We start from the raw sequence: 22,796 nt of genomic DNA, 5'->3' as shown, positions 1-22,796 counted from the left end.
CGACCCGACGACGTCAGCGGGCAAGGGAGACCGGCCCTTCGGGTGATGGAAAGCAGCCCATCGGCAGCGTTGCGCCGCCTGCCCGTTACACCGCATCGCGCGTCGCGGCGCGCCTTGCCGAGGGAGCTGCTTTTCAACATCAAAGGCTTCAGACTTATCGCCCGAGGCTTTGAAGAAAATGCTCAGGCGGCCTGAAGCAGTTTCGCTTTTTCGGATCGGAAAGCCCATTCGAGCCAATGGGTCAGGGCTTTCAGGTCGCCGGTCTCAATCGTCGCCCCGACCCAGATCCTCAAGCCGGACGGCGCGTCGCGGTAGGCGCCGATGTCATAGGCGACCCCTTCCGCGTCCAGAGCCGACACGATAGCCTTCGCGAAAGCCGCTTGCCGGTCACCGTCAAGGGCAAGGATGTCCGTATCGACGACCTTCAGGCAGACGGACGTGTTCGACCGGGTTGCCGGATCGACGGCCAGAAAATCCGCCCACGCGGTTTGCCCGACCCAATCGGCAAGGACCTGAAGATTGGCGTCGGCCCGTGCACGCAGGGCGTCCAGACCGCCGAGACCGTCTGCCCATTTCAGCGCATCGAGATAATCCTCGACGCAAAGCATGGACGGCGTGTTGATGGTCTCGCCCTTGAAGACGCCCTCGATCAGTTTGCCGCCCTTCGTCAGACGGAAGATCTTCGGCAGGGGCCAGGCCGGCGTGTAGCTTTCCAGGCGCTCCACCGCGCGCGGGCTCAGGATAAGAACCCCATGGGCGGCCTCCCCACCCAGCACCTTCTGCCAGGAGAAGGTGACAACGTCGAGTTTCTCGAAAGGCAGATCCTGCGCGAAGGCGGCAGAAGTCGCGTCGCAGATCGTCAGGCCTTCGCGGTCGGCCGGTATCCAGTCCCCGTCCGGAACGCGAACGCCGGAGGTGGTGCCGTTCCAGGTGAAGACGACGTCATTGGAAAAATCGACGGCCTTCAGGTCCGGCAATGCGCCGTAGGGGGCCTCGAGGACGCGGGCATCCGCCAGCTTGAGCTGCTTCAGAACGTCGGTCACCCAGCCTGAACCGAAGCTTTCCCAGGCGAGCATGTCGACGCCGCGCGCGCCGAGCAGCGACCAGAGCGCCATTTCGACCGCGCCGGTATCCGACGCCGGAACGATGCCGATGCGGTAATCGTCCGGAACCTTGAGAACCTTGCGTGTCAGGTCGATGGCTTCGGCCAGCTTGGCCTTCCCCGGTTTTGCCCGGTGCGACCGGCCGAGCGGCGCGCCGGAGAGCTGGTCGAACGACCACCCGGGACGTTTGGAACAGGGACCTGAAGAGAAATTGGGATTGGCCGGACGCAAGTCCGGCTTTGCGGTGAGATCTGTCATGTATCTACCCTCACAGATAGTTGCCCCTCGTTGGGGAGGGGTGGCCCACCTATGGGGATAGAAGTTTGGGAGGCGTCGGTCAAATCAATTCGCCGCGCACACGAAAAAGGCCGGTCGAACGACCGGCCTTCGAGATTTCCAGGATCCCAGCTGGATCAGAAGTTGCTGCTGATCGGGCCCTGCGGCTCGTAATAGACCGGGCCGGCCGGCGCGGCCGTTGAATTGAAGGTGTAGCGCGCGCCGATGCGGAACTCATGCGCCTGCAGATCTTCGTATTCGATCCGGGTGTTCTGACCGCCTGTTGCGAATTTCGCGGAATGCGCATCACCGATATTCAGGTACCGGTAGCCGCCGTCGAGTGCGAAGTTCTGCGTGATGTCATAAGAGGCACCGGCCATGAGCGCCCAGGCAAAGTTCCACTTGCTGTCGCCGCCGTAGGTGCCCGTCACACCGCCGCCATTGTCGAAGGTGATGTCCTTGGTGGTGACATAGGACGCCCCGATACCGGCACCCACATAAGGCGTGAACCGGTTCCAGGTTCCGATATCCACATAGCCGTTCAGCATGAAGGTCCAGACGTCGATGTCCGCCTTTTCGATCGAATAAGCCGTGCCGCAGGTTCCGCAGAAGGCTTTCGCTTCGACTTCAGCCGGGAATTCGTAGTCGATCGTGAAATCGGTCCGGAAGTGATTGTTGAACTTGTAGCCGACGCCGCCCCCGATCATGAAGGTGCCGTCCATCTCTTCGTCGTAAAAGTCCAGGGTGCCGTACTTCAGGTCGGGCGTGCTGTAGATCTTGTACCCGATGTCGCCACGCAGATACCAGCCGCCGACGGCCGGAACTTCCGGGATGTGTTCAATGACCGGAGCGGGCAGATCCGCGGCGATGGCCGCAGTGGAAAGCACAACAGCAAAGCCGGTCAAAGACAAACGCTTGAATAAATTGTCCATGTCTTCGTCCTCGTTTCTTGAGCGCCCGATTCCCCAATACGGACACGTTAAACTCGAAAGCATACTGACGAGGATTCATTAATGTTGACTTAACTCTGTTCTTTAACCCTGTTTTTTTACCTTAAAAATGTCTTAACAAGGCAAGTTGTTTACAATGTATTAAAATCAACCATCGGGGTATTCCGGGCTTCGGCCAGCCGCTTGGTTGGTATCTCCGCCTGGGTGAGGTTCCGGCCGGGCACCGGTCCGTCACGGGTTTTTCATTCCGCAAGCGCAAAAGTGCAAGATCGGCCAGATACATACGAAAACCGGAGACCGCCGCCACCGTTCCCGCGCCCGGCGTTCCACGCACGCGTCATCGCCTGGCGGCACGCTGTCCGGAAGACCGCATGAGATCAACCGGCAAGCGCGACCGCCACTTTCGGGTCCGTGACAGCTATGTGTTGAATGTTCAGGCTGCCGCCGAGGCAACCACACCGGCAATGTCGTTAACGACCTGATTGACCAGTTCGGCGTCGTCGCCTTCGGCCATGACGCGGATCAAGGGCTCCGTACCGGAGGGCCTGATCACGAGCCGGCCGGATTTTCCAAGACGGGCTTCGCCGTCTTCGATGGCCGACTTGACCTGATCCAGCTCCAGCGGTTTGCCGCCGCTGTAGCGCACATTCTTCAGGATCTGCGGCACCGGATCGAACCGGCGGCAGACTTCGGAAACCGGCTTGTTCTGATCCTTGACGCAGGCCAGAACCTGTAGCGCCGCGATCAGCCCGTCCCCGGTGGTGGCGAAATCCGAGAGAACGATGTGTCCGGATTGTTCCCCGCCGACATTGTAGCCATGGGCCCGCATATGCTCGACCACATAGCGGTCGCCGACTTTCGTGCGCGCCAGCCCGAGGCCGAGGCCTTCAAGATAGCGTTCCAGTCCCAGGTTGGACATCACCGTCGCGACGATTCCCGGTCCAGACAAGCGGTCCGAGGCCTGCCAGGACTGCGCGACGACCGCCATGAGCTGGTCGCCGTCGACCTCCTCGCCGTTCTCGTCCACGATGATCACCCGGTCGGCATCGCCGTCGAGCGCGATGCCGATATCCGCGCGCACCTCATGCACCTTCCGGGACAGGGCGTCCGTCGAAGTCGAACCGCATTCCTTGTTGATGTTGAAGCCGTCCGGAGAAACGCCCATGGAAATCACTTCCGCGCCGAGTTCCCAAAGGGCCTCCGGTGCCACCTTGTAGGCCGCGCCGTTGGCGCAGTCGATGACCACGCGCAGGCCTTCCAGACTCATTTCCCTGGGCAGGGTGCGCTTGGCGAACTCGATATAGCGCTGCTGAGCGCCGTCGATCCGTTTAGCCCGGCCAAGTTCGCGTGCGTCGGCCAGACCGGACGTCATGTCGCCAAGAACCAGTTTCTCGATGGTCTCCTCGATCTCGTCGCTCAGTTTGAAGCCGTCCGGACCGAAGAACTTGATGCCATTGTCCTGAAACGGGTTGTGAGAAGCGGAGATCATCACCCCGAGATCGGTTCTGAGCGACCGGGTCAGCATGGCGACCGCCGGGGTCGGCAGCGGACCGAGCAGAAACACATCCATTCCCACGGACGTAAAACCCGCCACCAGCGCCGTCTCCAGCATGTAACCGGACAGACGCGTGTCCTTGCCGATGACCACGCGGTGACGGTGACCGCCATTCTTGAACACCAATCCGGCGGCCATCCCGACCTTCAGGGCCAGTTCGGCGGTCATCGGATAGGAATTGGCCTCGCCGCGAATGCCGTCGGTGCCGAAAAACTTACGCATATGTCATGCCTGTCTGAGTGTTCGCTGCGCGCATATTGCGCAAGTCAGGGGTCTGCCGCGAATAAAAATATGTGAGCAAATGTTACTATTCACTAACGATCCTTCAGCTTCGCGCCAAAGGCCGCCCAAATCGAAAATGCCCGGCAGGAGCCGGGCATTCGAATTGTTCCGTGCATGCTGCCGCGATCAGGACGGCTGCGGCTCCATGCCGCCGCTGGCCTCGTCGCCGCCCCGCTTGGCGCCGGCGGTCGGCACGGCGGAAGAGCGCCCGATCGGCTGGTCGTCGTCCGTGTCCCGGACCGGCGGCTTGCCGTCCAGAAGACCGCGGATCTCGTCGCCCGAAAGGGTTTCGTATTCCAGAAGGCCCTTGGCGATCGTGTGAAGCTGGTCCTCGTGATCGGTCAGGATCTTCTTGGCGGTCTCATAGCCGCGATTGACGAAGGACTTGATTTCCGCGTCGACGATTTTCTGGGTTTCGTCGGAGACATGCTGGTTCTTGGCCACCGAATGGCCCAGGAACACCTCTTCCTGGTTTTCGCCGTAGAGCAGCGGCCCCAGCTTGTCGGACATGCCGAACTGGGTCGCCATGGCCCGGGCCAGCTTGGTCGCCATCTGAATGTCCCCGGAAGCGCCGGAGGTCACCTTCTCGTAGCCGAAGATCATCTCCTCGGCGACGCGCCCGCCCATGGCGACGGCAAGGTCCGCCTTGCACTTCGCCCGTGTCAGCGAGACCTGGTCCTTTTCCGGAAGACGCATGACCATGCCGAGCGCACGGCCGCGCGGAATGATGGTCGCCTTGTGGATCGGGTCTGACGCTTCCTGATGGAGCGCGACCAGGGCGTGGCCTGCTTCGTGATAGGCGGTCAGCTTCTTTTCTTCCTCGGTCATGACCAGGGTGCGTCGTTCCGCGCCCATCATGACCTTGTCCTTGGCGTCCTCGAACTCGGCCATGGTCACCAGCCGCTTGGACCGGCGGGCCGCCAGCAGAGCCGCCTCGTTGACGAGGTTCATCAGGTCGGCACCGGAAAAGCCCGGCGTTCCGCGTGCCAGCGTCTTGACGTCGACATCCGGCGCCAGCGGAACCTTGCGCATGTGAACCTTGAGGATCTTCTCGCGACCGGTGATATCCGGGTTCGGCACGACGATCTGCCGGTCGAAGCGGCCCGGGCGCAGCAGCGCCGGATCGAGAACGTCCGGACGGTTGGTCGCGGCAATGATGATGATGCCTTCGTTGGGCTCGAACCCGTCCATCTCGACCAGGAGCTGGTTCAAGGTCTGTTCGCGTTCGTCGTTGCCGCCGCCGAGACCGGCGCCGCGGTGACGGCCCACCGCATCGATTTCGTCGATAAAGATGATGCAGGGTGCGTTTTTCTTGGCCTGCTCGAACATGTCGCGGACGCGCGAGGCGCCGACGCCAACGAACATTTCCACGAAGTCAGAGCCGGAAATGGTGAAGAACGGCACATTCGCCTCACCGGCCACCGCGCGCGCGGTCAGTGTCTTACCGGTGCCCGGAGGGCCGACAAGCAGCACGCCACGCGGAATACGGCCACCCAGCCGCTGGAACTTTTGCGGGTCGCGCAGGAACTCGACGATCTCCTGCAGGTCTTCCTTGGCCTCGTCGATGCCGGCCACGTCCTCGAATGTCACCCGGCCGTGCGCTTCGGTCAGAAGTTTCGCCTTGGATTTGCCGAAGCCCATGGCCTTGCCGCCGGAGCCCTGCATCTGGCGCATCACGAAGATCCAGATGCCGAGAATGATCAGCATCGGCAGCCAGGAGAACAGGGCGCTGATCAGGGGCGAGCTTTCCGCCGGCGGACGGGCATTGATCAGAACGCCGTTTTTGCGCAACTCGTCGACATACTGCGCCCCGTCGGGAGCATAGGTCTGGAAGGCGCCGCCGCTGTTGTAGCTGCCGGTGATTTTCTGCTCCTGGATGGTCACCGATCTGACTTCGCCGTTGTCGACCTGCTTCATGAAGTCGGAATAGGCGACGTCGTTGGTCGCGCCATGCTGTGCGGGACTTTGGAACAGCTGGAACAAAGCGATCAACAACAGGGCGATGATGACCCAGAGAGCGAAGTTGCGAAAATGTGCGTTCATTTCGTTTCCTTAACCGCCCGACGCGACAAACTGTGCGCGGTTACGTTTTCTTTAGAGCGAAGATAGGTCGCCCTAAGCCCGCTGCCAAGGCGGTGCGCCATAGTTGCGCATATGCACTGACCAATTTGTTAAGTTTGGACCACTATCAGATGTTTGACACAAGGAAAACTCTAGTTTTCCCCGTCCGCAGCCCCTTCCTCCACATAGTTAACCGTCAATCTACCTTGAATTGGCAACCGTTCCAGGTCGAAAGGCATCCCGACGCCGCTGTCAGCGCCGGCCCTCCCGGCTAGCAGGGGACCGGATATCGCCATCCCGTCCGCGTCCCAGACAACTGGAGAGCAGCCGAATGCGCTTTTAGGCCAACCGGATGGCCAAAGAATGTCCGGTGGCGCCACCGGCGCCGAACAAAGCGGCCCCAGAAACAGGTCCCGGTCCGGCATTCCTCCGGTCTCGTTCTCGGGAAAACGGTAGCGGTAACGGCGGTCCCAGATACCCCGTCCTCTCGGATTTCGAAGGGTTTCGGGCGGACTGCGCCCCGGCTCCCTGGCGGCCCAGAGCCAGGATTCTCCGGTTTCGAAAAGAACACCGGCAAGCGTGTGCCGTCCGGATTTGCCGGACATCAGCTGGCGGTCGAGCGTTTCCAGCTTCTGCAGCCGCAGCCTCGGGCGGACACCGGCGGTCCGCAAGACCATGTGGGTAAGCAACCTCAGGCGCAGTTCCTCCGCAAGCCCGCAATAGGCGTCACGCGTCAGTCTGAGAGCTCCTGCGGGATGGTCCTCGATTTCGGCAGCCGCCGTCTGCCCAACAACTGTATCCAGCGCCTCGCGGGCCCGCCGGAGCTGACGCGCGGTCTGGGCGATGCGTTCGCTCGACAGCCCCTCCGCGGCAAGCAGCGGCAGGATCCGCCGCAGTCGGCCCCGCTTGTATTTCGGATCGTCGTTGGAGGGGTCCCGGCACCAGTCAAGCCCCCGCACCGCCAGGCTGGCTTCAAGACGCTCCCTGGGCACACTCAGAAGGGGACGCAGCAACCGCAGCCCCTCGGGCCCGTCCGGTTCGTCCGGCGCCATTGCGCTCAAGCCCGCAAGGCCGCTGCCGCGCGTCAGCCGGTCGAGAAAGGTTTCCGCCTGATCGTAGAGGTGATGCCCGAGCACCAGCGCTTCCGCGCCCGAGTGCCGCATATGCTCGGCGATCAGCCGGTACCGGGCCAGGCGCGCGTCTTCCTGAAGGTTTCTTGAAGGCTTTTCGCCCTGCCAGCACAGGATCGTATGGGGCAGGTCGCGTGCCTCGGCGCATTGCGCGACTAAGGCTGCCTCGTCAGCGCTTTCCGGTCGCAATCCGTGATCGACCGTCACGACTTCAACCGCGCCACCCCAGCCGGTCCGCTGTCGCCAGTCGTTGAAGAGGACGAGAAGGGAAAGGGAATCCGCACCGCCCGAAACGGCCAGAGCAAGATTTGAAAAAGGGGTCAGCGGTTGAAAAAGCAGGTCCGCTTCAGAGGCCTGAAGCCCATCGGGCCCGACCGGCGTCTCAGGAACATTGCGCACGGCGGCGTTCGTCCCGCGCCTGGCTCAGCACCGCCGGAGCGGCGTTCGGATATTTGTTGAGCAATTCGGAAAAAGTCGCGCAGGCGGCATCGGCTTCTCCCAGACCGCGCAGGGAGACGCCCAGTTTCAACAGGCTGTCGGGGCTCTTGGTACTCCCGGGATGGTCGGTGTAGGTCTTCAGGAAGGCATCTGCCGCTTCCCGGTAGTTCTGCTGCGCCAGAAGGCTTTCGCCCAGCCAGTATTGGGCATTCGCGCTGAGCTGGTCGTCCGGATAGCTTTCCAGGAAGGCGCGGAAACCGTTTTCGGCCGCTGAATAGTCGCCGTTGACCGCGTGCGAATAGGCGGCATCGTAATCGGTGCGGGGATCGCCGCTGCCGATGATGGCAGCAATGGAATCCTCCTCGGTGGAGAGACTAGCGTCGGGCGCAAGATTGTCACCGGTCGCCGGGATGTCTTCCAGGCCGTTTGCGAGTTTGGACAAATCGATGGGACCGTCCGAAGGCAGGCCACCGCCCGTTTCGTATCCTCCGGTGTCAGACCAGTTGCCGTCTCCGGAGCCGTCGGCGGGAACCGTGGCGAATCCGCCCCCCGGCGCCACCAGGGGTTCGGAGAGCGGCGTCCCGTCCGCCGCAAGCCCCGGCGCCGCGCTTCCCGGTACGGCCCCCGTTGCATCGGAGCGTTTTCCGGGGGTGCCGCCTTCCAGCTGCTGGAATCGATACTCGTTGTCTTCCTGCAAGCGGCGCAATTGATCCTGCAGTTCGCGCATCTGATAGGACATCTGCTCGATCTGCCCGGTCAGCGTGCGGACCTGCTGTTCCAGCTGGTTGATCCGGACCGCCGATTCGTCGTTGCGCCGACCGAAAAGCTGCGCTTCGGACGGCGTGGCGGCGGCAATGACAACCAACGCCATGAAAAGGCCAGTAAGCCTCTTGAACTGTCGCATTCACTCCTCCGGTTTGGCCCGCCGTCTTCATGTTCCGTTCGCAATCGGCGCGAACGGCGCGGCAGCCCTTCCTGCATGATGTCCTATACCAAGGACCATTGATTATCACCCATCTGATGGGCGAAAGGCGTCTGCCGGCAAGGCGCGTCGTACAGCGCGGCCTAGTTGGCCGAGCAAGCGACGCAACGACGTCCGGCGGCCGTCTTTCGACCACCGGAGGCCGGTTTTTCAGGCTTTTCGGACAGCGTCTCGTGTCTTGGACGATACCCCGCATCGCCCTGCGACACGCTCCTGACCGAAAAGCCTGAAAAACCGGTCGGATAAGTTATAATCAATGGTCCTTGGTATTGCCATGCCCGGCTTCTCACTCAAGTGCACAGAGCGCTCCGACTTCGGCTAAATTTTGACGATTTCAGGCATTTTCTCCCGGGAAACAGCTGGTGTTTCCGGCAGAAACGAAAAAGGCCGGACGCAGTGTCCGGCCAGTCTTTCGAATTTCGCCCAAATCAGTTCGTGGCGTTGTTCAGCACCGTCACCGCGCGGCGGTTCTGGGACCAGCAGCTGTTGTCGTTACAGACGGCCACCGGACGTTCCTTGCCGTAGGAAATCGTCTTGATACGCGACGCGCTCACGCCCTGGGAAACCAGGTAATCGCGGGCGGCCTGAGCCCGGCGCGCGCCAAGCGCGATGTTGTATTGACGCGTTCCGCGCTCGTCCGCATGGCCTTCGACGGTGATCGTGTATTGCGAATAGCGGCTCAGCCACTTCGCCTGATTGGCGAGCGTTGCCTGGCCCTGCCCGTTCAGCACCGACTGGTCTTCCTCGAAGAACACCCGATCGCCGACATTGACGACGAAATCCTGACCGGTACCCGGTTTCACATTGCTGGAAAGACCGTCCGGCTTTGTCTGAGCACATGCCGCCGCGAAAAGGACCGTGAACAGGATCGCGACCCAGCGCGCGCTCCTGGCGGCATTTATTTGTTCCAACATTCCTGTCTCCTACATCCCCAGCCCGCCAACCTGACCATCGAAACGTCCGGTTCAATCGCCCTACGCTCTTGGTAAACGCTTTCTAGCCAAAGCTGGTTAAAAGCGTCTTTGCAAACTTGGTTAGCAAAACCTTAACATTCGCCCCTTGGGCCGGAAAACTTCGTTCCCGTCAGTTGATCAGCGGCGACCAGGACGGGTCCGACGCAAAGGCCGGTGTCTCCAGGCGCTGCTCGTTGTACCCCGTCAGATCGACCGTCCAGACCTGGGGACCGCCGTTGGCTCCCGGCGTATCGCGGAAGAACACGAGAACACGGCCATTCGGCGACCAGGCAGGCCCTTCGTTATGATATCCTTCCGTTAGGATACGCTCCCCCTTCCCGTCCGGGCGCATGACCCCAATCATGAACCGGCCCTGATGCTGCTTGGTGAAGGCGATCAGGTCGCCGCGCGGCGACCAAACGGGCGTGGAATAGCGCCCCGGCCCGAAGGAAATGCGCTGCGCGTTGCTGCCGTCGGCATTCATCACGTAAAGCTGCTGCGTTCCGCCCCGGTCGGATTCGAAGACAATCTGGCGGCTGTCGGGCGAAAAGGACGGGCTGGTGTCGATCGCCGCCGTATTGGTCAGCCGTGTGGTCCGCCGGGACCTCAGATCCATCTGGAAGATATTGGCGTTGCCGCCCTGTTGCAGGCTCATGACCACGCTCTGGCCGTCCGGGGAAAACCGCGGCGCGAAGGTCATGCCCGGAAAGTTTCCGACGATCTCGCGCTGCCCCGTCTCGATGTTCAGGAGATAGACACTGGGATCCGCCCCGCCGTAGGACATATAGGTGATTTCCTGCCGGCTGGGCGAAAAGCGCGGCGTCAGGACAAGGTCGTCGCCCTTGGTCAGATAGCGCACATTGGCGCCATCCTGATCCATGATCGCCAGGCGCTTGACCCGTTTGTCCTTCGGCCCGGTCTCGTCGACATAAACAATACGGGTGTCGAAATAGCCCTTTTCACCGGTCAGCCGCTCATAGATCGCGTCGGCGATGATATGCGCCAGACGGCGCCAGTTTTCCGGCGTCGTATAGAATTGCTGGCCGAGCATCTGCTCCTGGGCGAAGACGTCCCACAGCCGGAACTCGGCCCGGAGCCGTCCGTCCGGCTGCTTGATCACCGTGCCGGTCACAAGGGCCTGCGCGCTGATCTGGCGCCAGTCGCCAAAACGCGGCGTGGAATTCACGCTCATGTTCTTCTGGATGAAGCTGGCCGGATCGAGCGGGTTGAACAGTCCCGAACGCTTCAGATCCGCAGCGATGACGCCGGTCATGTCCCCGGCCACCTTGCTGTCGCCGCCTTCGGCGGAAAACGGCGGCAGCGCGATCGGCAGGGGTTCGATGTTGCCCTGGGTGATGTCGATTTCCACCAGCGCCATTGCCGGGTGCGGCACGACCGCCGACAGAAGCGCCAACAGGCCGGCGGCAGCCAATGCCTTCCGTCCCCAACCTGTCAGGTTCGGGAAAACAGAAACTGTCTTCGAAATTCCATGCATGAGCACGACCGCTCCCTTATCGACAATCGATCCGGCTCCCCGGACTATCCCCCGAGCATTTCCCTCGGGTCGAAATTAATGATCACTTCCTGCCAAGCTTCATACTTGGCAATGGGAAGAGAATATGGCTGGCAGCGCATTATTGCACGAACCGCGCTGCTTGCCGCAGCCCGGAATGCCGGATTTCCGTTCGAGTTCAACACTTCCGGACTGCTGGACACATCGCCGTTCTGGGACAGGCTGAACCGCACCCGGACGTTGAGGTTTTCCGCACCGACGGCCCCGACCGGCGGGTTCCAGCACTGGGCCACCTGGCCTCTGAGGGCGTCGAGTTCCGACTGGGTCATCCGCACATTCTGCGCTCCCTGCCGGGACCCGAGCGACGCCGGTTGCTCGGAGGCGTTGCCGCTCTGTTGGGCCGGCTCCACCTTGTTCAGAAGCGCTGCGATGTTCGTCGCGCTGAAATCGTCCTGTGGCGGTTCCGGCGTCCGCTGGGGTGGTGTCGGCTTCGACCGTGGCGCGACGCTGGTGAGGATCGGTTGCGGCGCGGGCGCGGCTTCCTGCTGCGGGACAGGCTCAGGCTCCGGGGCAGGTTCCGGTTCGGCAGCCTGTTCCGGTTCCGGGGACGGAGCGGGCGCAGGCGCCGGCTCTGGCTCGGGTTCGGCAACGGGTTGCGGATCCGGTTCCGGCGCGGGCGGTGGCGTCGGGGCCGGGCTCGGCGTCGGCGGCGTCGGCTGCTGCACCTGGCTCTCGCCGGGCTTGTCGGCCGGCTGCGGCGGCTCCTCCGTCGGTGTCTCGGTGGGCTGCAGCGCCGCGACGTCCCGGATTTCCGCGGTCCTCTCGCCCAAACGCAGCTGGGTGAATTCCTCCACGGGGATCAGGTCGACGGGAAGCGATTCCACCTGCGGCACCGAAAAACTCTCCGCGTCCGGAAAGGCGACAATGCCCCAGAGCAATACGGCCGTGTGACCGGCCAGAGACGCGATGAGACCGGCGCGCATGACGCTTTACGAGTCCCGTTCTTCCAGAGTGACCAGACCGAGGCGCTTGAACCCGGCCGCGTTGATCCGCCCCATGAGCTTCATCATGGTGCCGTAGTCGGCATCCTGATCGCCACGCACATAAATGCGTTCGTCGTAGCCGTTGGCGGCAATGGCTTCGAGTTTGGGCACGACCTCGTCAAGCGCGATCGGCGTGTCCTGAATGTAGATCTCGCCGGCGGAATTGACCGAAATCGTGATCGGCTCCGTATCGCCTTCCAGCGCCTTGGCGCGGGTTTCCGGCAAGTCGATCGGCACGCCGACAGTCAGCAGCGGCGCGGCAACCATGAAGATGATCAAAAGCACGAGCATGACGTCCACGAAGGGCGTCACATTGATCTCGCTCATCGGGGCATGACGCCGCCGGCGCCGTCCCCGCCTGCCTCCGGCTTGTCCCGAACCGACCTGCATGGCCATGGTTCAGCCCCTCTCGTCGATCTGACGCGACAGGATTGCGGAGAATTCGTCCGCGAAGCCTTCCATCCGGGCGATGGCCTTGCCGACATCGGAGTTGAACTTGTTGTAGGCAATCACCGCGGGAATGGCGGCCAGGAGGCCGAGCGCCGTGGCAAACAGCGCTTCCGCGATCCCGGGCGCGACAACGGCGAGATTCGTGCTTTCGGACGCTGCGATGGCCTGAAACGCGGTCATGATGCCCCAGACGGTGCCGAACAGGCCGATGAAGGGGGCAGACGCGCCAACGGTCGCAAGCACCAGAAGGCGGTTTTCCAGCCGTTCGGATTCCCTCTGGATGGTCACGTCCATCACCCGGTCGATCCGCTGCTGCAGACTGGCGATGGCCGGCTTGGCGCCTTCGTGGCTGCGCTTCCACTCCCGCATGGCGGCAACGAACAGTGCGGCCATGGAATGGTTCACCCGATTATGAAGAGTGCCGTAAAGCTCTTCCAGAGATTGGCCCGACCAGAACACGGTCTCGAACCGGTTCATCTGCCGCTTGGTCCGGCCCATCAGCATGAACTTGTCGACGATGATCGCCCAGCACCAGACGGAGGCGGCCAGCAGGCCGATCATCACGATCTTGACGACGATATGGGCCTGCCAGAACAGCGAGAAAAACGAAATGTCCCCCTGCTGCGCCACCAGGGCCGCTTCAGCAATAGATTGTGCGTGTGCTTCCATTAAATCTTGTGACCCCTAGGTGGTCTGATGCTGCTTTGTGCAACGCCTATCCGGCCGCGCCAGCAAGGAACTGGATTCGGCGCTCCGGCCTTCCCGACCAGTCGCCTCTCTGACGTTCGATTTTGTCAAAACTGGGACTTGCCCGCCAAAGCAGCCCCTTTCTAAAGGAATCAATTAAGGTTACCGCAAGATTAACGCGGCTTTATACAGCGACATAAATTGCGAAAATAAAGAAGCCCGCGGGTACCGCGGGCGTCCGGTTTCCTCATCCACTTGACGTTTCTGCGGGCAGATGTGGCTGTATCAGACGGGCCAGATGCTCCGGCAGACGCGTCGCCCGGCCCTCGCAGGTAATCACTGCGACAGTGACGGCGGCGGAAACGAGGAGCTCTTCGTCCCGGTAGATGAGCTGGTCGAGCTTGATCCTGGCGCCCTTGGCTTCCGACAGGCTGGTATGGACCTCCAGAACATCGTCGATCCGGGCCGGGCGTTCGAAATCGAGTGTCATGCCGCGCACCGCAAAGGCCAGGCCGCCATTGGCCTCGCTCGCCATTTCCCGGTGATGGATGCCCGCCAGCCTGAAAAAATCGGACCGCGCGCGTTCGAAGTAGCGCACGTACGTGCCGTGGTAGACGATGCCCGTGAAGTCCGTGTCCTCGTAATAGACACGCACAGGAAGCACATGACCGCCCTCTTCCAGACGCCCCGCCAAATCCGGCCAGTCAGTCACAGCACTCTCCTTGATTACAGAACGACCAGGGTATGGACCGCAAGATTGAGCCTTCCGGCAAGCTGTCCGGAAGGCCCAGGTCCCATCGCTAACCTAGGTTCGCACTCAGGCCGCCGCAACCTCGGAGAGGAATTTCTCGACCGAGCCCCGCAGGCGCTCCGCCTGCTGCTTCATCTCGATCGTCGCCGTCTGCACATCCGCGACGGCCTCGGAATTTTCCGAAACACCATCGTTCAGGCCCGCGACGGTCGAGGCAACGTTACGCGTTCCCTCGGCAGCTTCCGCGACATTGCGCGAAATCTCGCCGGTGGCCGCACCCTGCTGCTGCACGGCATCGGAAATGGTCGCGGTATAGGAATTCACCTCTTCGACGGATTGCGAGACGCGCGCAATCTCGTCGACCGCGGCACTCGTCGAGGCCTGGATCGCGGCGATCTGGGAGGATATCTCCTCCGTTGCCTTTGCGGTTTGTCCGGCAAGCGATTTCACCTCCGAGGCCACCACGGCGAAGCCCTTGCCGGCATCCCCGGCGCGTGCGGCCTCGATCGTGGCATTCAGGGCCAGCAGGTTGGTCTGTTCGGCGATTTCGGAAATCAGCGACACGACATCGCCGATCCGGGTGGCCGCCTCCTCCAGGCCCGAGATCTTGGCATTGGAACTCTGTGCCGACGCCGTGGTCTTTGAAACGATGGCGGCGGTGGTCTCGACCTGACGCGAAATCTCCGAGATCGATGCGTTGAGTTCCTCCGTGGCCGAGGCGACGGCCTGAACGTTGGAGGACGCGTTTTCGGAGCCCTCGGCCGCCATCCGGCCCTGCTCGGCAGCCGACGCCGAGCGCTCGCTGAGCGACGCGGAAACCGCCTCGACACGTGAGATATTGGTTTCCACCAGCTCCAGAACGGCCTGGGATTCCGCGCGGAAGCCGGCAATCAACGCATCGATCCGCTTTTCACGGGTCTCCCGCGCGATGTGCCCGACCTTGCGCTCCTCCGACAAGCGTTCCCGCTCGACGGAATTTTCCTTGAACACCTCCACGCAGCGCGCCATGCGGCCGATTTCATCCACCCGACCGGTCGCTTCGACCGGTACATCGAGATCGCCGTCGGCAATCTTGCGTGCGGCGACGGAAAGACGCTCCAGCGGCGCGAACATGCTGCGGGTGATCCACCAGATGAGGCCGACGACAGGCACCAGGCAAAGGAACCCGGATACGACGGCGCCGTAGGTGATGCTGTCGGCCGCCGCCGAGAGTTCGGTCTGGCGCACGGCTTCGACGACCCCATAGGGCATGCCCTCGAACGTACTGCTCGCCTCCGCATACCGGAAATCGCTGTCTCCCAGCCGGATGAGCCTGTCGCCGGCGCCGATGTCACCGAGCGAATAAACCGATTTCGCCCGCCCCGCGTCATCGAGGTTGACCAGCTTTCCCGCCGTATCCATGAGAAAGATCTTCTCGGTGTCGGCACTCTTCGCGGACTCGTTGAGATATTTCGCCACCCGGGCCATGTCGGCCGACAGGGCCACCGCGCCGAAAAAGCGGTCGAGATAGAATACCGGAGCGGCCACGACCAGGGAGACGGTTCCGTCTTCGCCGGTCACGAATCCCGAGGAAAAGACCTGACCGGCCGCCAGGGTCTCGTTCGATGCCGCCGCGAACAACGGTCCCAGGGCGGCCTGAACCGCGCTCCCGGCAATGTCGGGTGCATTGACGGCATGGCCGAATTCCGGCCCTTTCCGATAGGTGTAGGTGATCTGTCCTTCCGGAGTTGCCAGAGCCGCGTCGGAAAACAGTCCCTGCGCGATAATGTCCGCATATATCGGCTGCACGACCTTGTGATTGTTCACATAGTAGTTCGTTTCCTCCGGCTCGATCAGCAGGTGCCGTTCGTGAGCGGGATGCGGATTATCGGAGACAAAGATCCGGCGGAGCGTTTCGGTCTGGCCTTCCTTCAGGTTTTTCCAGCCGACCAGCATTTTCATGAGGCTGTCTTTCGCCTCCGTGCTGCCGATGAACTGCCTGGTGCCGTAAGTCACCTGATCAAGCGCCAGTTCGATAATCTTCTGCTTTGCGCGCGTTGCGCTCTTGAGCCCGTTATCCGCCTGACCGTTGGCCACATTGCGAGACTGGATCGACGTAACTGTCACGATCGCGACGCTCATGGTCAGAGCGCCGGCCAGAAACATCAGCACCAGTTTTGATGAAAGCCGCTTTCGCATAATCCCCCCTTGAAAGTTGGGGGCAAGGATATGTCCAGAATAGACAAAAAAGTTTTAATGACGTTGGGATACCATCGTTAACACCCTGTCCGCGACCGGCCTCGACGGAGGTCGGTTACTCCGGATCCGCGAACAGTCCCATCTGAGGAGCCTCGGGTCGCGCGGGGGCCGCCAGGCCAAGATGGCTGAAGGCCATGGGCGTGAGAATCCGGCCGCGCGGGGTGCGCTGCAGGAAGCCGTTCTGAATGAGGTAAGGCTCGACGATTTCCTCGATCGCGTCCCTCGGCTCCGAAAGCGCGGCCGCGATTGTCTCGATGCCGACCGGCCCTCCGCCGAAATTGACCGCGATCTGGTTGAGATAGCGCCTGTCGAGGCTGTCGAGACCGGCACCGTCGACTTCAAGCTGCAGGAGCGCCTTGTCCGCCAGCGCGCGGTCAACCCGTTCCACGCCCTCGAACACCGCGAAATCACGCACCCGGCGCAGCAGACGGCCGGCGATGCGCGGCGTTCCGCGCGAGCGTTTGGCAATCTCGTGAGCCCCGTCCTCGGCCATGCCGAGCCCCAGGATCGATGCACCGCGCTTGACGATATGTTCAAGCTCCGCGACCGTGTAGAACTGCAGCCGGACCGGAATGCCGAAACGGTCGCGCAGCGGCGTCGTCAGAAGGCCGAGACGGGTAGTGGCGGCGACGAGCGTGAATTTGGCCAGGTCGATCTTCACCGAGCGCGCGGCCGGCCCCTCGCCGATGATCAGATCGAGCTGATAGTCTTCCATTGCCGGATAGAGCACTTCCTCAACCGCCGGGTTGAGTCGGTGGATCTCGTCGATAAAGAGCACGTCGCGCTCTTCCAGGTTGGTCAGAAGCGCGGCCAGATCGCCCGCCTTGGCGATCACCGGACCGGAGGTGGCGCGGAAATTGACCCCGAGCTCCCGAGCCATGATCTGCGCCAGGGTCGTCTTGCCGAGACCGGGCGGCCCCACGAAAAGCACATGGTCAAGCGCTTCGCCCCGCGCCTTTGCCGCGCCGATGAACACCTTGAGGTTCGCCCGTGCCTGCGCCTGACCGACAAAATCGTCCAACGCCTGCGGGCGCATGGTGCTGTCGATCTCGTCGCCGCGGATTTCCGGCGTAACCAGACGCTTGTCATCCGACATGACTGACCACCGCGATCAGAAGAGCAACGAGAAGCAGCGAATAAGCAACACGAATCGCCTGGAATTTCCGGAACTGCTTGAGGACGAAAGGGTCGTCCGAATCGATACGGCGCCCTTTCATGGCGAAGGGCCGGTCACCGACGGACTGCGAAAAGCGGTGGTCGAGATACATGATCCCCCCGATCCCCAGGACAACGAAGGTCACCGCGATAACGGCGTAGGCGACCGCAATCATCCGGCCAGTTCCTTCAGGCCGAGCCGGATCAGCGTTTCCGTCGTTGCCTCTTCGCCCGCGGACTGCATGGCTTTGGCGACGGCGGCACTCGCCTGTGCCTGTTGATAGCCCAGATTGGTCAGCGCGGAAACCGCCTCGGCGACCGGCCGGGCCGCCACGTTTTCCGAAACGGTCTGGGAGACGGCGATCGTCGCCTGGTCGACGCTGGCCAGCCCCGGCGCCTTGTCCTTCAGTTCCGTCACCAGCCGTTCCGCGACCCTCTTGCCGACCCCCGGCGCGCGCGAGATCGTCGCCTTGTCGCCAAGGGCAATTGCATTGGCCACTTCACTGGCCTTGAGGATGCCCAGGATCCCAAGCGCGACCTTGGCGCCGACGCCCTGAACGGTCATGAGAATGCGGAACCACTCCCGCTCCGCTTCCTGTCCGAAGCCGTAAAGCCGGATCATGTCCTCCCGGACGATGGTCTCGATGAAGAGGACCGCCGCCTCGCCCGGACGCGGCAGGCCCTGAAGAATGCGCGAAGGGCAATGCACCTGATAGCCGACCCCGTGCACGTCCAGGATCACATGATCCTCGCCGTAGCTGTCGACGGTGCCCTTGAGTTTTCCGATCATGCGGCTCCCCTGGAGGCGGTCTGGGCGGCGAGCCGGGCCGCGCCGCTCGCCCGGTGCTGGGCATGGCAGATGGCAATCGCAAGAGCATCCGCAGCGTCGTCGGAATTGAAGACGGCGCGCGGCATTAGCACCTTCACCATGGCCCGGATCTGGTCCTTTTCCGCGTGTCCCGTACCGACCACGGTCTTTTTCACCAGGTTCGGCGCATATTCGGCAACGCTCAGTCCCGCGAGCGACGGCACCAGAAGGGCGATACCCCGGGCCTGGCCGAGTTTCAGGGTCGCGCCCGCGTCCTTGTTGACGAAGGTGTGCTCGACCGCGGCCTCCTCGGGTTCGTGCTGGCGCACGACCTCCTGCAGGCCGTGATGCAGCTCGACCAGACGTTCTGCCAGAGACTTCCTGTTGTCGGATGTGACCGTGCCGGAGGCAATGAAGGACAGCCTGTTGCCGTTAGCCTCAATCATGCCCCACCCCGTGCGCCTGAGCCCGGGATCGATGCCCAGCAATCGAATCGCGTGTGTCATGGAACAAATCGGTAACAAAACTTCCTCGTTGACGCCAGCAATAGCTGCGCTTACCACCGGAAAGTCCGCCTCGCCTCAACCGTGAACGACTCCTTCCGGCGTTTCAGCCCTGCTTACGCCATCCCGCCCGTTTTCAGAAAACACCGCCGGTACCTCATGCTCGAAATTTTCAGTTCCTTTTCGCCGACGTTGCTTGCGTTTCTTGCGGCGGTTCTGTTCATCGCGGGCTGCGTGCGCGGGTTCGCAGGCTTCGGCGCGGGCATGATCTTCATGCCGGTCGCCACCAGCGTGATGCTGCCCTCGACCGCGGCGGCGGCGTTCCTGTTCATCGACGGGATCGTCGCCCTGCCGCTGGTCATCCGCGCGGTGAGGACCTGCGACTGGCCGACCGTTCTGCCGGCTGTCATCGGCGCCGTGGTCTTCGTTCAACTGGGGGCCTGGCTGCTGGCGACGACGGACGTCCTTCTCTTGCGCTGGATCATCTTTGCCATTGTCGCCGGCCTGCTGCTGCTGCTGATCTCCGGTTGGCGATACCACAGGAAACCGAGCGCCCCGGTCTCGCTCGGCGTCGGCGCGGTCGCCGGCGTGCTTGGCGGCATTTCCCAGGTCTCAGGTCCGCCCGTGGTCGCCTTCTGGCTGTCCAGCGCCAAGGAACCGGCGATCGTCAGGGCCAATCTGATCGTCTTCTTCGCCCTGTCCAGCGTCGGCACCTTCGTCGCCTATATCCTGCGCGGCTTTTTCACGATCGAGGTGTTTCACCTCCTCATCATGGCGATCCCGGTCTACGCCGCCGCGATCTACCTTGGCTCAAACGGCTTCAGGAAGGCCGACCCAAGCCTTTACCGGGTCGTCGCCTATGTCCTGATCGCGATCGCGGCTATCTCCAGCATGCCGGCGCTGGATCCGCTGTTCCGGTAAGCGGCCTCCCCGTCTCACTCCGGTGCGGGACCGCTTTCCAGTTTCTCCCGCCACTTGGCGCATTTGACCGTCATCAGCCGGTCGAGCTCCGCCTCGAACTCCTCGCGGCTTGCGCACGCCTGCGCGAGCACGCTCAAGGCGCAGATCGCCGCATCCACGGCCTCCTCGCGAACGTCCTCAATCGTGTGCGGTTTGTAGGTGGAGCCCGGTGCCCTGGTTACGGTCAGAATGGCCTGCGCCAGTTCACCGGCCTCCTCGGTCAGCTTCAGCGCCCGCTCCTGCAGTGTCTTCGGATCCTGCTGCGTGAGTTCGTAAATGTTGAACATGATATCCTGCCTTTGAAGACCGATTACCCCACAAAAACAAAACCCCGGCAGAACCGGGGTTTCCAATCAGATCTCAAGGAACCGCTCAGGAGGCCAGCGCCGCCATGGTTTCCTCATCGACGTCGAAATTCGAGTAGACGTTCTGCACGTCGTCATCGTCTTCCAGCATGTCGATCAGCTTCATCAGCGTCTGGGCCTTGTCCGCATCGACGGGTGTCAGGTTCTGCGGTTTCCAGATGATCTTGGTGCTGTCGGCTTCGCCGAGCGCACCTTCCAGGCCGCTGGCGACATCGTTGAGATCCTCGAAGGCGGTGTAGATCGTGTGGCCGTTCTCATCGGACTGGACATCCTCGGCACCCGCCTCGATGGCGGCTTCCAGAACGGCGTCCGCCTCACCGGCTTCCGGCTTGTAGACGATCTCGCCGACCCGGTCGAACATGAAGGAGACCGAGCCGGTTTCACCGAGCGACCCGCCGCATTTGGTGAAATACGAGCGGATGTTCGACGCGGACCGGTTGCGATTATCCGTCAGCGCCTCGACGACCACGGCAACGCCGGCCGGGCCGTAGCCCTCGTAACGAACTTCCTCGTAGTTCTCGCTATCGCCTGTCTGGGACTTGTTGATGGCGCGCTGGATGTTGTCCTTGGGCATGGACTGCGCCTTGGCGTTCTGCACGGCAAGACGCAGGCGCGGATTGCTGTCCGGATCCGGGTCGCCCATCTTGGCGGCAACGGTGATTTCCTTGGACAGTTTGGAGAACATCTTCGAGCGGACGGCATCCTGACGTCCCTTGCGGTGCATGATGTTCTTGAATTTTGAATGGCCTGCCATGGCTCTTCTCAGCTCTTTGCGGATGAACTTTCGTGAAAACTGCGCCGCTTATAGGCAAGTTGGCGGTGAAAATCCAGATCGCAGAACTTCACCGTGAAAAGTTTCAGCCGGCCGCCGGCCAGAAGGACGGCAGAACCGGCTCGAGCCGCCCGCCGATCCGGACCGGGGCGATCCGTTCCGCAAGGCCGGTGCTGTCGCTGGTCTCGATCGCAACGCCGCAGATGGTGGCATCGCCGGAGGCAGGCGTGAACCGGCTGCCCGGGATCTTGCGCTGAAACCGGTTCACCGGTTCTTCCTTGTCCATGCCGAGCACGCTGTCATAGGCGCCGCACATGCCCGCGTCCGACAGATAGGCGGTGCCGTTTTCCAGGATCTGGTGATCGGCGGTGGGTACATGGGTATGCGTGCCGACCACAAGACTGACCCTTCCGTCCAGGAAATGCCCCATGGCCTGTTTCTCGCTGGTCGCCTCCGCGTGAACGTCGACGATGATGGCGTCGGCCACCTGGCCAAGAGGACAGTCGTCGACCACCCTTTCGATCGCCTGGAACGGATCGTCGAGGGCGTCCATATAGACCCGGCCCATGACGTTGGCGACCATTACCTGGGCCCCGTTGCGTGCCGTGAAGAGATGAGCGCCCCGACCGGGCGTGCCTTGAGGATAGTTCACCGGGCGAAGCAGACGGTCCTGGCGTTCGATATAGACAAGCGTGTCGCGCTGATCCCAGACGTGGTTGCCGGTCGTGACGACATCGGCGCCCGCGTCGAGCACATCCTGAAGAATGGTTTCGGTGATACCGAAGCCGGATGCGGCGTTCTCGCCGTTGACGATCACGAAATCGAGCCGGTTCGCCTCCACGAGTTCCGGCAGCTTCTCGATCACGGCGTTACGGCCCACCCGGCCTACGAGGTCGCCCAAAAACAGAATGCGCATGCGTCGTTACGGCCCCTTTAGCGTCGACCTGGCACGGTCTCAGCCGAAAGCCCGGTATCCCTGTTCGGTTAGAATCCCATCCAACGGTTTGTCATGCGCTTCCGCAGGCACGCGGTCAACCTCCTGAAGGGCAAAAGCAAGTCCGATGCAAAGAAGCGGCCGACTTTTTTCAAGCGCCGCGATCGCCTTGTCATAGTGCCCCTTGCCGTATCCGATCCGGTTGCCGGCCTTGTCGTAGGCGGCAAGCGGCATCAGAAGAACGTCCGGGATCAGTTCCTCCGTCCCTTCCACCGGTTCCATCGTGCCGAAGCCTGCCGAAACCAGGTCTCCGCCCCGCTCCAGTTTCCGGAAGACCAGATGCGGCTCGGCGATCGCCGGCAGGCAAAGCGCATGTCCCTTTTGGCGCAGGAGATCCAAAAGCGGTCTCGGGTCGATCTCGTCCCGGATCGGCCAGAACCCGGAGACAACCGCGCCATCGGGAATGGGAAGGGACCGAGCGTGATCGGCAAGGGCCAGGCTTTTTTCGATCCGCTCCACCGTTGCCATCGCCTTGCGGCGGGACAGCGCCTCTTTTCTGAGCCGGTCTTTTTCCAAAGCGAGACTGGAAGGATCGTTCATGGGCCCTCTTCAATGACGTTTCGCGGCCCACTCCCGCCGGAAAGAAGCGGGAACGTGCAGCCGACCGACCGTTGGAATTGCGATCCCGGGAAACCTACAATGTAGGTGGGCGCCGTATGCAACGGACCACGGCCCAGCGCAGGGACAGCTCCCAAGGGAATGCGTAAGGCCCCGGGGAAAATGTTCCTGACGTATCGGGCAGCCGCAATTACCGCATATAGCTCCGCACCGGCGCAAATACCAGAGCGGCATGCATTTCATCACAAACGAATTCTAACGGGGATCGT

Annotated in this window: 22 protein-coding genes and 1 other RNA gene; 1 reads left to right on the top strand and 22 read right to left on the bottom strand. The window is 62.3% G+C overall.

From position 1 onward, the window contains the following. Window positions 1-182: 182 nt before the first annotated feature. The 17 genes from JF539_RS19280 to ruvC form a co-directional block, all read right to left on the bottom strand. Entirely contained in the window at window positions 183-1,361 is a 1,179-nt protein-coding gene (locus tag JF539_RS19280; RefSeq protein ID WP_207142334.1) for a phosphoserine transaminase, read from the bottom strand. A 155-nt stretch (window positions 1,362-1,516) separates the two neighbouring features. Beyond that, on the bottom strand, window positions 1,517-2,311 hold the full coding sequence (locus JF539_RS19275; protein WP_207142333.1) for an outer membrane protein: 795 nt from the start codon (window positions 2,309-2,311) through the stop codon (window positions 1,517-1,519). Between the two features lie 451 nt (window positions 2,312-2,762). Then, complete coding sequence (glmM, locus tag JF539_RS19270; protein ID WP_207142332.1) at window positions 2,763-4,106, bottom strand: phosphoglucosamine mutase; 1,344 nt, start codon at window positions 4,104-4,106, stop codon at window positions 2,763-2,765. A 186-nt stretch (window positions 4,107-4,292) separates the two neighbouring features. Next, on the bottom strand, window positions 4,293-6,209 hold the full coding sequence (gene ftsH / locus JF539_RS19265) for an ATP-dependent zinc metalloprotease FtsH (RefSeq protein WP_207142331.1): 1,917 nt from the start codon (window positions 6,207-6,209) through the stop codon (window positions 4,293-4,295). A gap of 170 nt (window positions 6,210-6,379) precedes the next feature. Continuing rightward, a complete protein-coding gene (gene tilS / locus JF539_RS19260) occupies window positions 6,380-7,756 on the bottom strand; it encodes a tRNA lysidine(34) synthetase TilS (RefSeq protein ID WP_207142330.1) in 1,377 nt (458 codons plus the stop codon). After that, window positions 7,740-8,699, bottom strand: coding sequence for a tol-pal system protein YbgF (gene ybgF / locus JF539_RS19255; protein WP_207142329.1), 960 nt, complete (start codon window positions 8,697-8,699; stop codon window positions 7,740-7,742). Before ybgF ends, tilS begins: the two co-directional genes overlap by 17 nt. A gap of 506 nt (window positions 8,700-9,205) precedes the next feature. Beyond that, window positions 9,206-9,691, bottom strand: coding sequence for a peptidoglycan-associated lipoprotein Pal (pal, locus tag JF539_RS19250; RefSeq protein WP_207142328.1), 486 nt, complete (start codon window positions 9,689-9,691; stop codon window positions 9,206-9,208). A gap of 169 nt (window positions 9,692-9,860) precedes the next feature. Continuing rightward, window positions 9,861-11,225 carry a Tol-Pal system beta propeller repeat protein TolB gene (gene tolB / locus JF539_RS19245; protein WP_209017428.1) on the bottom strand — a complete coding sequence of 455 codons (1,365 nt, stop codon included), beginning with the start codon at window positions 11,223-11,225 and terminating at the stop codon, window positions 9,861-9,863. A gap of 44 nt (window positions 11,226-11,269) precedes the next feature. Beyond that, window positions 11,270-12,226 (bottom strand): TonB C-terminal domain-containing protein, encoded by a 957-nt coding sequence (locus JF539_RS19240; RefSeq protein ID WP_207142327.1) that lies wholly within the window; start codon window positions 12,224-12,226, stop codon window positions 11,270-11,272. A 6-nt stretch (window positions 12,227-12,232) separates the two neighbouring features. After that, on the bottom strand, window positions 12,233-12,682 hold the full coding sequence (tolR, locus tag JF539_RS19235; protein ID WP_207142326.1) for a protein TolR: 450 nt from the start codon (window positions 12,680-12,682) through the stop codon (window positions 12,233-12,235). Window positions 12,683-12,685: 3 nt separating this feature from the next. Then, window positions 12,686-13,405, bottom strand: coding sequence for a protein TolQ (gene tolQ / locus JF539_RS19230; protein ID WP_207142325.1), 720 nt, complete (start codon window positions 13,403-13,405; stop codon window positions 12,686-12,688). 265 nt (window positions 13,406-13,670) lie between these two features. Next, a complete protein-coding gene (ybgC, locus tag JF539_RS19225) occupies window positions 13,671-14,135 on the bottom strand; it encodes a tol-pal system-associated acyl-CoA thioesterase (protein ID WP_207142324.1) in 465 nt (154 codons plus the stop codon). Between the two features lie 105 nt (window positions 14,136-14,240). Next, window positions 14,241-16,352: a methyl-accepting chemotaxis protein gene (locus JF539_RS19220; RefSeq protein WP_209017427.1), complete on the bottom strand. Its 2,112-nt coding sequence runs from the start codon at window positions 16,350-16,352 to the stop codon at window positions 14,241-14,243. A gap of 115 nt (window positions 16,353-16,467) precedes the next feature. Then, entirely contained in the window at window positions 16,468-17,508 is a 1,041-nt protein-coding gene (gene ruvB / locus JF539_RS19215; protein ID WP_207142323.1) for a Holliday junction branch migration DNA helicase RuvB, read from the bottom strand. Next, window positions 17,498-17,743 carry an endonuclease gene (locus JF539_RS19210; RefSeq protein WP_207142322.1) on the bottom strand — a complete coding sequence of 82 codons (246 nt, stop codon included), beginning with the start codon at window positions 17,741-17,743 and terminating at the stop codon, window positions 17,498-17,500. The genes ruvB and JF539_RS19210 overlap by 11 nt, the downstream gene beginning before the upstream one ends. Beyond that, a complete protein-coding gene (gene ruvA / locus JF539_RS19205; RefSeq protein ID WP_207142321.1) occupies window positions 17,740-18,357 on the bottom strand; it encodes a Holliday junction branch migration protein RuvA in 618 nt (205 codons plus the stop codon). The genes JF539_RS19210 and ruvA overlap by 4 nt, the downstream gene beginning before the upstream one ends. After that, complete coding sequence (gene ruvC, locus JF539_RS19200) at window positions 18,354-18,881, bottom strand: crossover junction endodeoxyribonuclease RuvC (protein WP_207142320.1); 528 nt, start codon at window positions 18,879-18,881, stop codon at window positions 18,354-18,356. The genes ruvA and ruvC overlap by 4 nt, the downstream gene beginning before the upstream one ends. Before the next feature lie 156 nt (window positions 18,882-19,037). Between ruvC and JF539_RS19195 the strand changes: the two genes are divergently transcribed. Further along, the gene (locus JF539_RS19195; RefSeq protein ID WP_207142319.1) at window positions 19,038-19,799 is read left to right on the top strand and encodes a sulfite exporter TauE/SafE family protein; all 762 of its coding nucleotides are present in this window, start codon (window positions 19,038-19,040) and stop codon (window positions 19,797-19,799) included. Between the two features lie 14 nt (window positions 19,800-19,813). Here the strand turns inward: JF539_RS19195 and JF539_RS19190 are convergent, their stop codons facing one another. From JF539_RS19190 to ssrS, 5 genes are all read right to left on the bottom strand, one after another. Further along, on the bottom strand, window positions 19,814-20,125 hold the full coding sequence (locus JF539_RS19190) for a MazG-like family protein (protein ID WP_207142318.1): 312 nt from the start codon (window positions 20,123-20,125) through the stop codon (window positions 19,814-19,816). An 85-nt stretch (window positions 20,126-20,210) separates the two neighbouring features. Next, a complete protein-coding gene (locus JF539_RS19185) occupies window positions 20,211-20,957 on the bottom strand; it encodes a YebC/PmpR family DNA-binding transcriptional regulator (RefSeq protein WP_207142317.1) in 747 nt (248 codons plus the stop codon). A 103-nt stretch (window positions 20,958-21,060) separates the two neighbouring features. After that, window positions 21,061-21,891 (bottom strand): TIGR00282 family metallophosphoesterase, encoded by an 831-nt coding sequence (locus JF539_RS19180; RefSeq protein ID WP_207142316.1) that lies wholly within the window; start codon window positions 21,889-21,891, stop codon window positions 21,061-21,063. 39 nt (window positions 21,892-21,930) lie between these two features. After that, complete coding sequence (locus JF539_RS19175) at window positions 21,931-22,509, bottom strand: 5-formyltetrahydrofolate cyclo-ligase (protein WP_207142315.1); 579 nt, start codon at window positions 22,507-22,509, stop codon at window positions 21,931-21,933. Between the two features lie 53 nt (window positions 22,510-22,562). Next, a non-coding RNA gene (gene ssrS, locus JF539_RS19170) (6S RNA) lies at window positions 22,563-22,717 on the bottom strand. Between the last annotated feature and the right edge of the window lie 79 nt (window positions 22,718-22,796).

The sequence above is a fragment of the Roseibium aggregatum genome (assembly GCF_017309185.1).
GTDB lineage: Bacteria > Pseudomonadota > Alphaproteobacteria > Rhizobiales > Stappiaceae > Roseibium > Roseibium aggregatum_B.
This window is presented reverse-complemented; position numbering and strand designations above follow the sequence as displayed.

Bases quoted from the DNA above. Each gene is read 5' to 3' on its own strand.
- JF539_RS19220 (WP_209017427.1), bottom strand. From the start codon at position 16,352: ATGCGAAAGCGGCTTTCATCAAAACTGGTGCTGATGTTTCTGGCCGGC.
- tolQ (WP_207142325.1), bottom strand. From the start codon at position 13,405: ATGGAAGCACACGCACAATCTATTGCTGAAGCGGCCCTGGTGGCGCAG.
- ruvC (WP_207142320.1), bottom strand. From the start codon at position 18,881: ATGACACACGCGATTCGATTGCTGGGCATCGATCCCGGGCTCAGGCGC.
- JF539_RS19175 (WP_207142315.1), bottom strand. From the start codon at position 22,509: ATGAACGATCCTTCCAGTCTCGCTTTGGAAAAAGACCGGCTCAGAAAA.
- JF539_RS19195 (WP_207142319.1), top strand. From the start codon at position 19,038: ATGCTCGAAATTTTCAGTTCCTTTTCGCCGACGTTGCTTGCGTTTCTT.
- JF539_RS19240 (WP_207142327.1), bottom strand. From the start codon at position 12,226: ATGCGCGCCGGTCTCATCGCGTCTCTGGCCGGTCACACGGCCGTATTG.
- glmM (WP_207142332.1), bottom strand. From the start codon at position 4,106: ATGCGTAAGTTTTTCGGCACCGACGGCATTCGCGGCGAGGCCAATTCC.
- ftsH (WP_207142331.1), bottom strand. From the start codon at position 6,209: ATGAACGCACATTTTCGCAACTTCGCTCTCTGGGTCATCATCGCCCTG.
- JF539_RS19190 (WP_207142318.1), bottom strand. From the start codon at position 20,125: ATGTTCAACATTTACGAACTCACGCAGCAGGATCCGAAGACACTGCAG.
- tolB (WP_209017428.1), bottom strand. From the start codon at position 11,225: ATGCATGGAATTTCGAAGACAGTTTCTGTTTTCCCGAACCTGACAGGT.
- JF539_RS19280 (WP_207142334.1), bottom strand. From the start codon at position 1,361: ATGACAGATCTCACCGCAAAGCCGGACTTGCGTCCGGCCAATCCCAAT.
- ruvB (WP_207142323.1), bottom strand. From the start codon at position 17,508: ATGTCGGATGACAAGCGTCTGGTTACGCCGGAAATCCGCGGCGACGAG.
- pal (WP_207142328.1), bottom strand. From the start codon at position 9,691: ATGTTGGAACAAATAAATGCCGCCAGGAGCGCGCGCTGGGTCGCGATC.
- ruvA (WP_207142321.1), bottom strand. From the start codon at position 18,357: ATGATCGGAAAACTCAAGGGCACCGTCGACAGCTACGGCGAGGATCAT.
- JF539_RS19185 (WP_207142317.1), bottom strand. From the start codon at position 20,957: ATGGCAGGCCATTCAAAATTCAAGAACATCATGCACCGCAAGGGACGT.
- tolR (WP_207142326.1), bottom strand. From the start codon at position 12,682: ATGGCCATGCAGGTCGGTTCGGGACAAGCCGGAGGCAGGCGGGGACGG.
- JF539_RS19275 (WP_207142333.1), bottom strand. From the start codon at position 2,311: ATGGACAATTTATTCAAGCGTTTGTCTTTGACCGGCTTTGCTGTTGTG.
- ybgF (WP_207142329.1), bottom strand. From the start codon at position 8,699: ATGCGACAGTTCAAGAGGCTTACTGGCCTTTTCATGGCGTTGGTTGTC.
- JF539_RS19210 (WP_207142322.1), bottom strand. From the start codon at position 17,743: ATGATTGCGGTCGCCTACGCCGTTATCGCGGTGACCTTCGTTGTCCTG.
- JF539_RS19180 (WP_207142316.1), bottom strand. From the start codon at position 21,891: ATGCGCATTCTGTTTTTGGGCGACCTCGTAGGCCGGGTGGGCCGTAAC.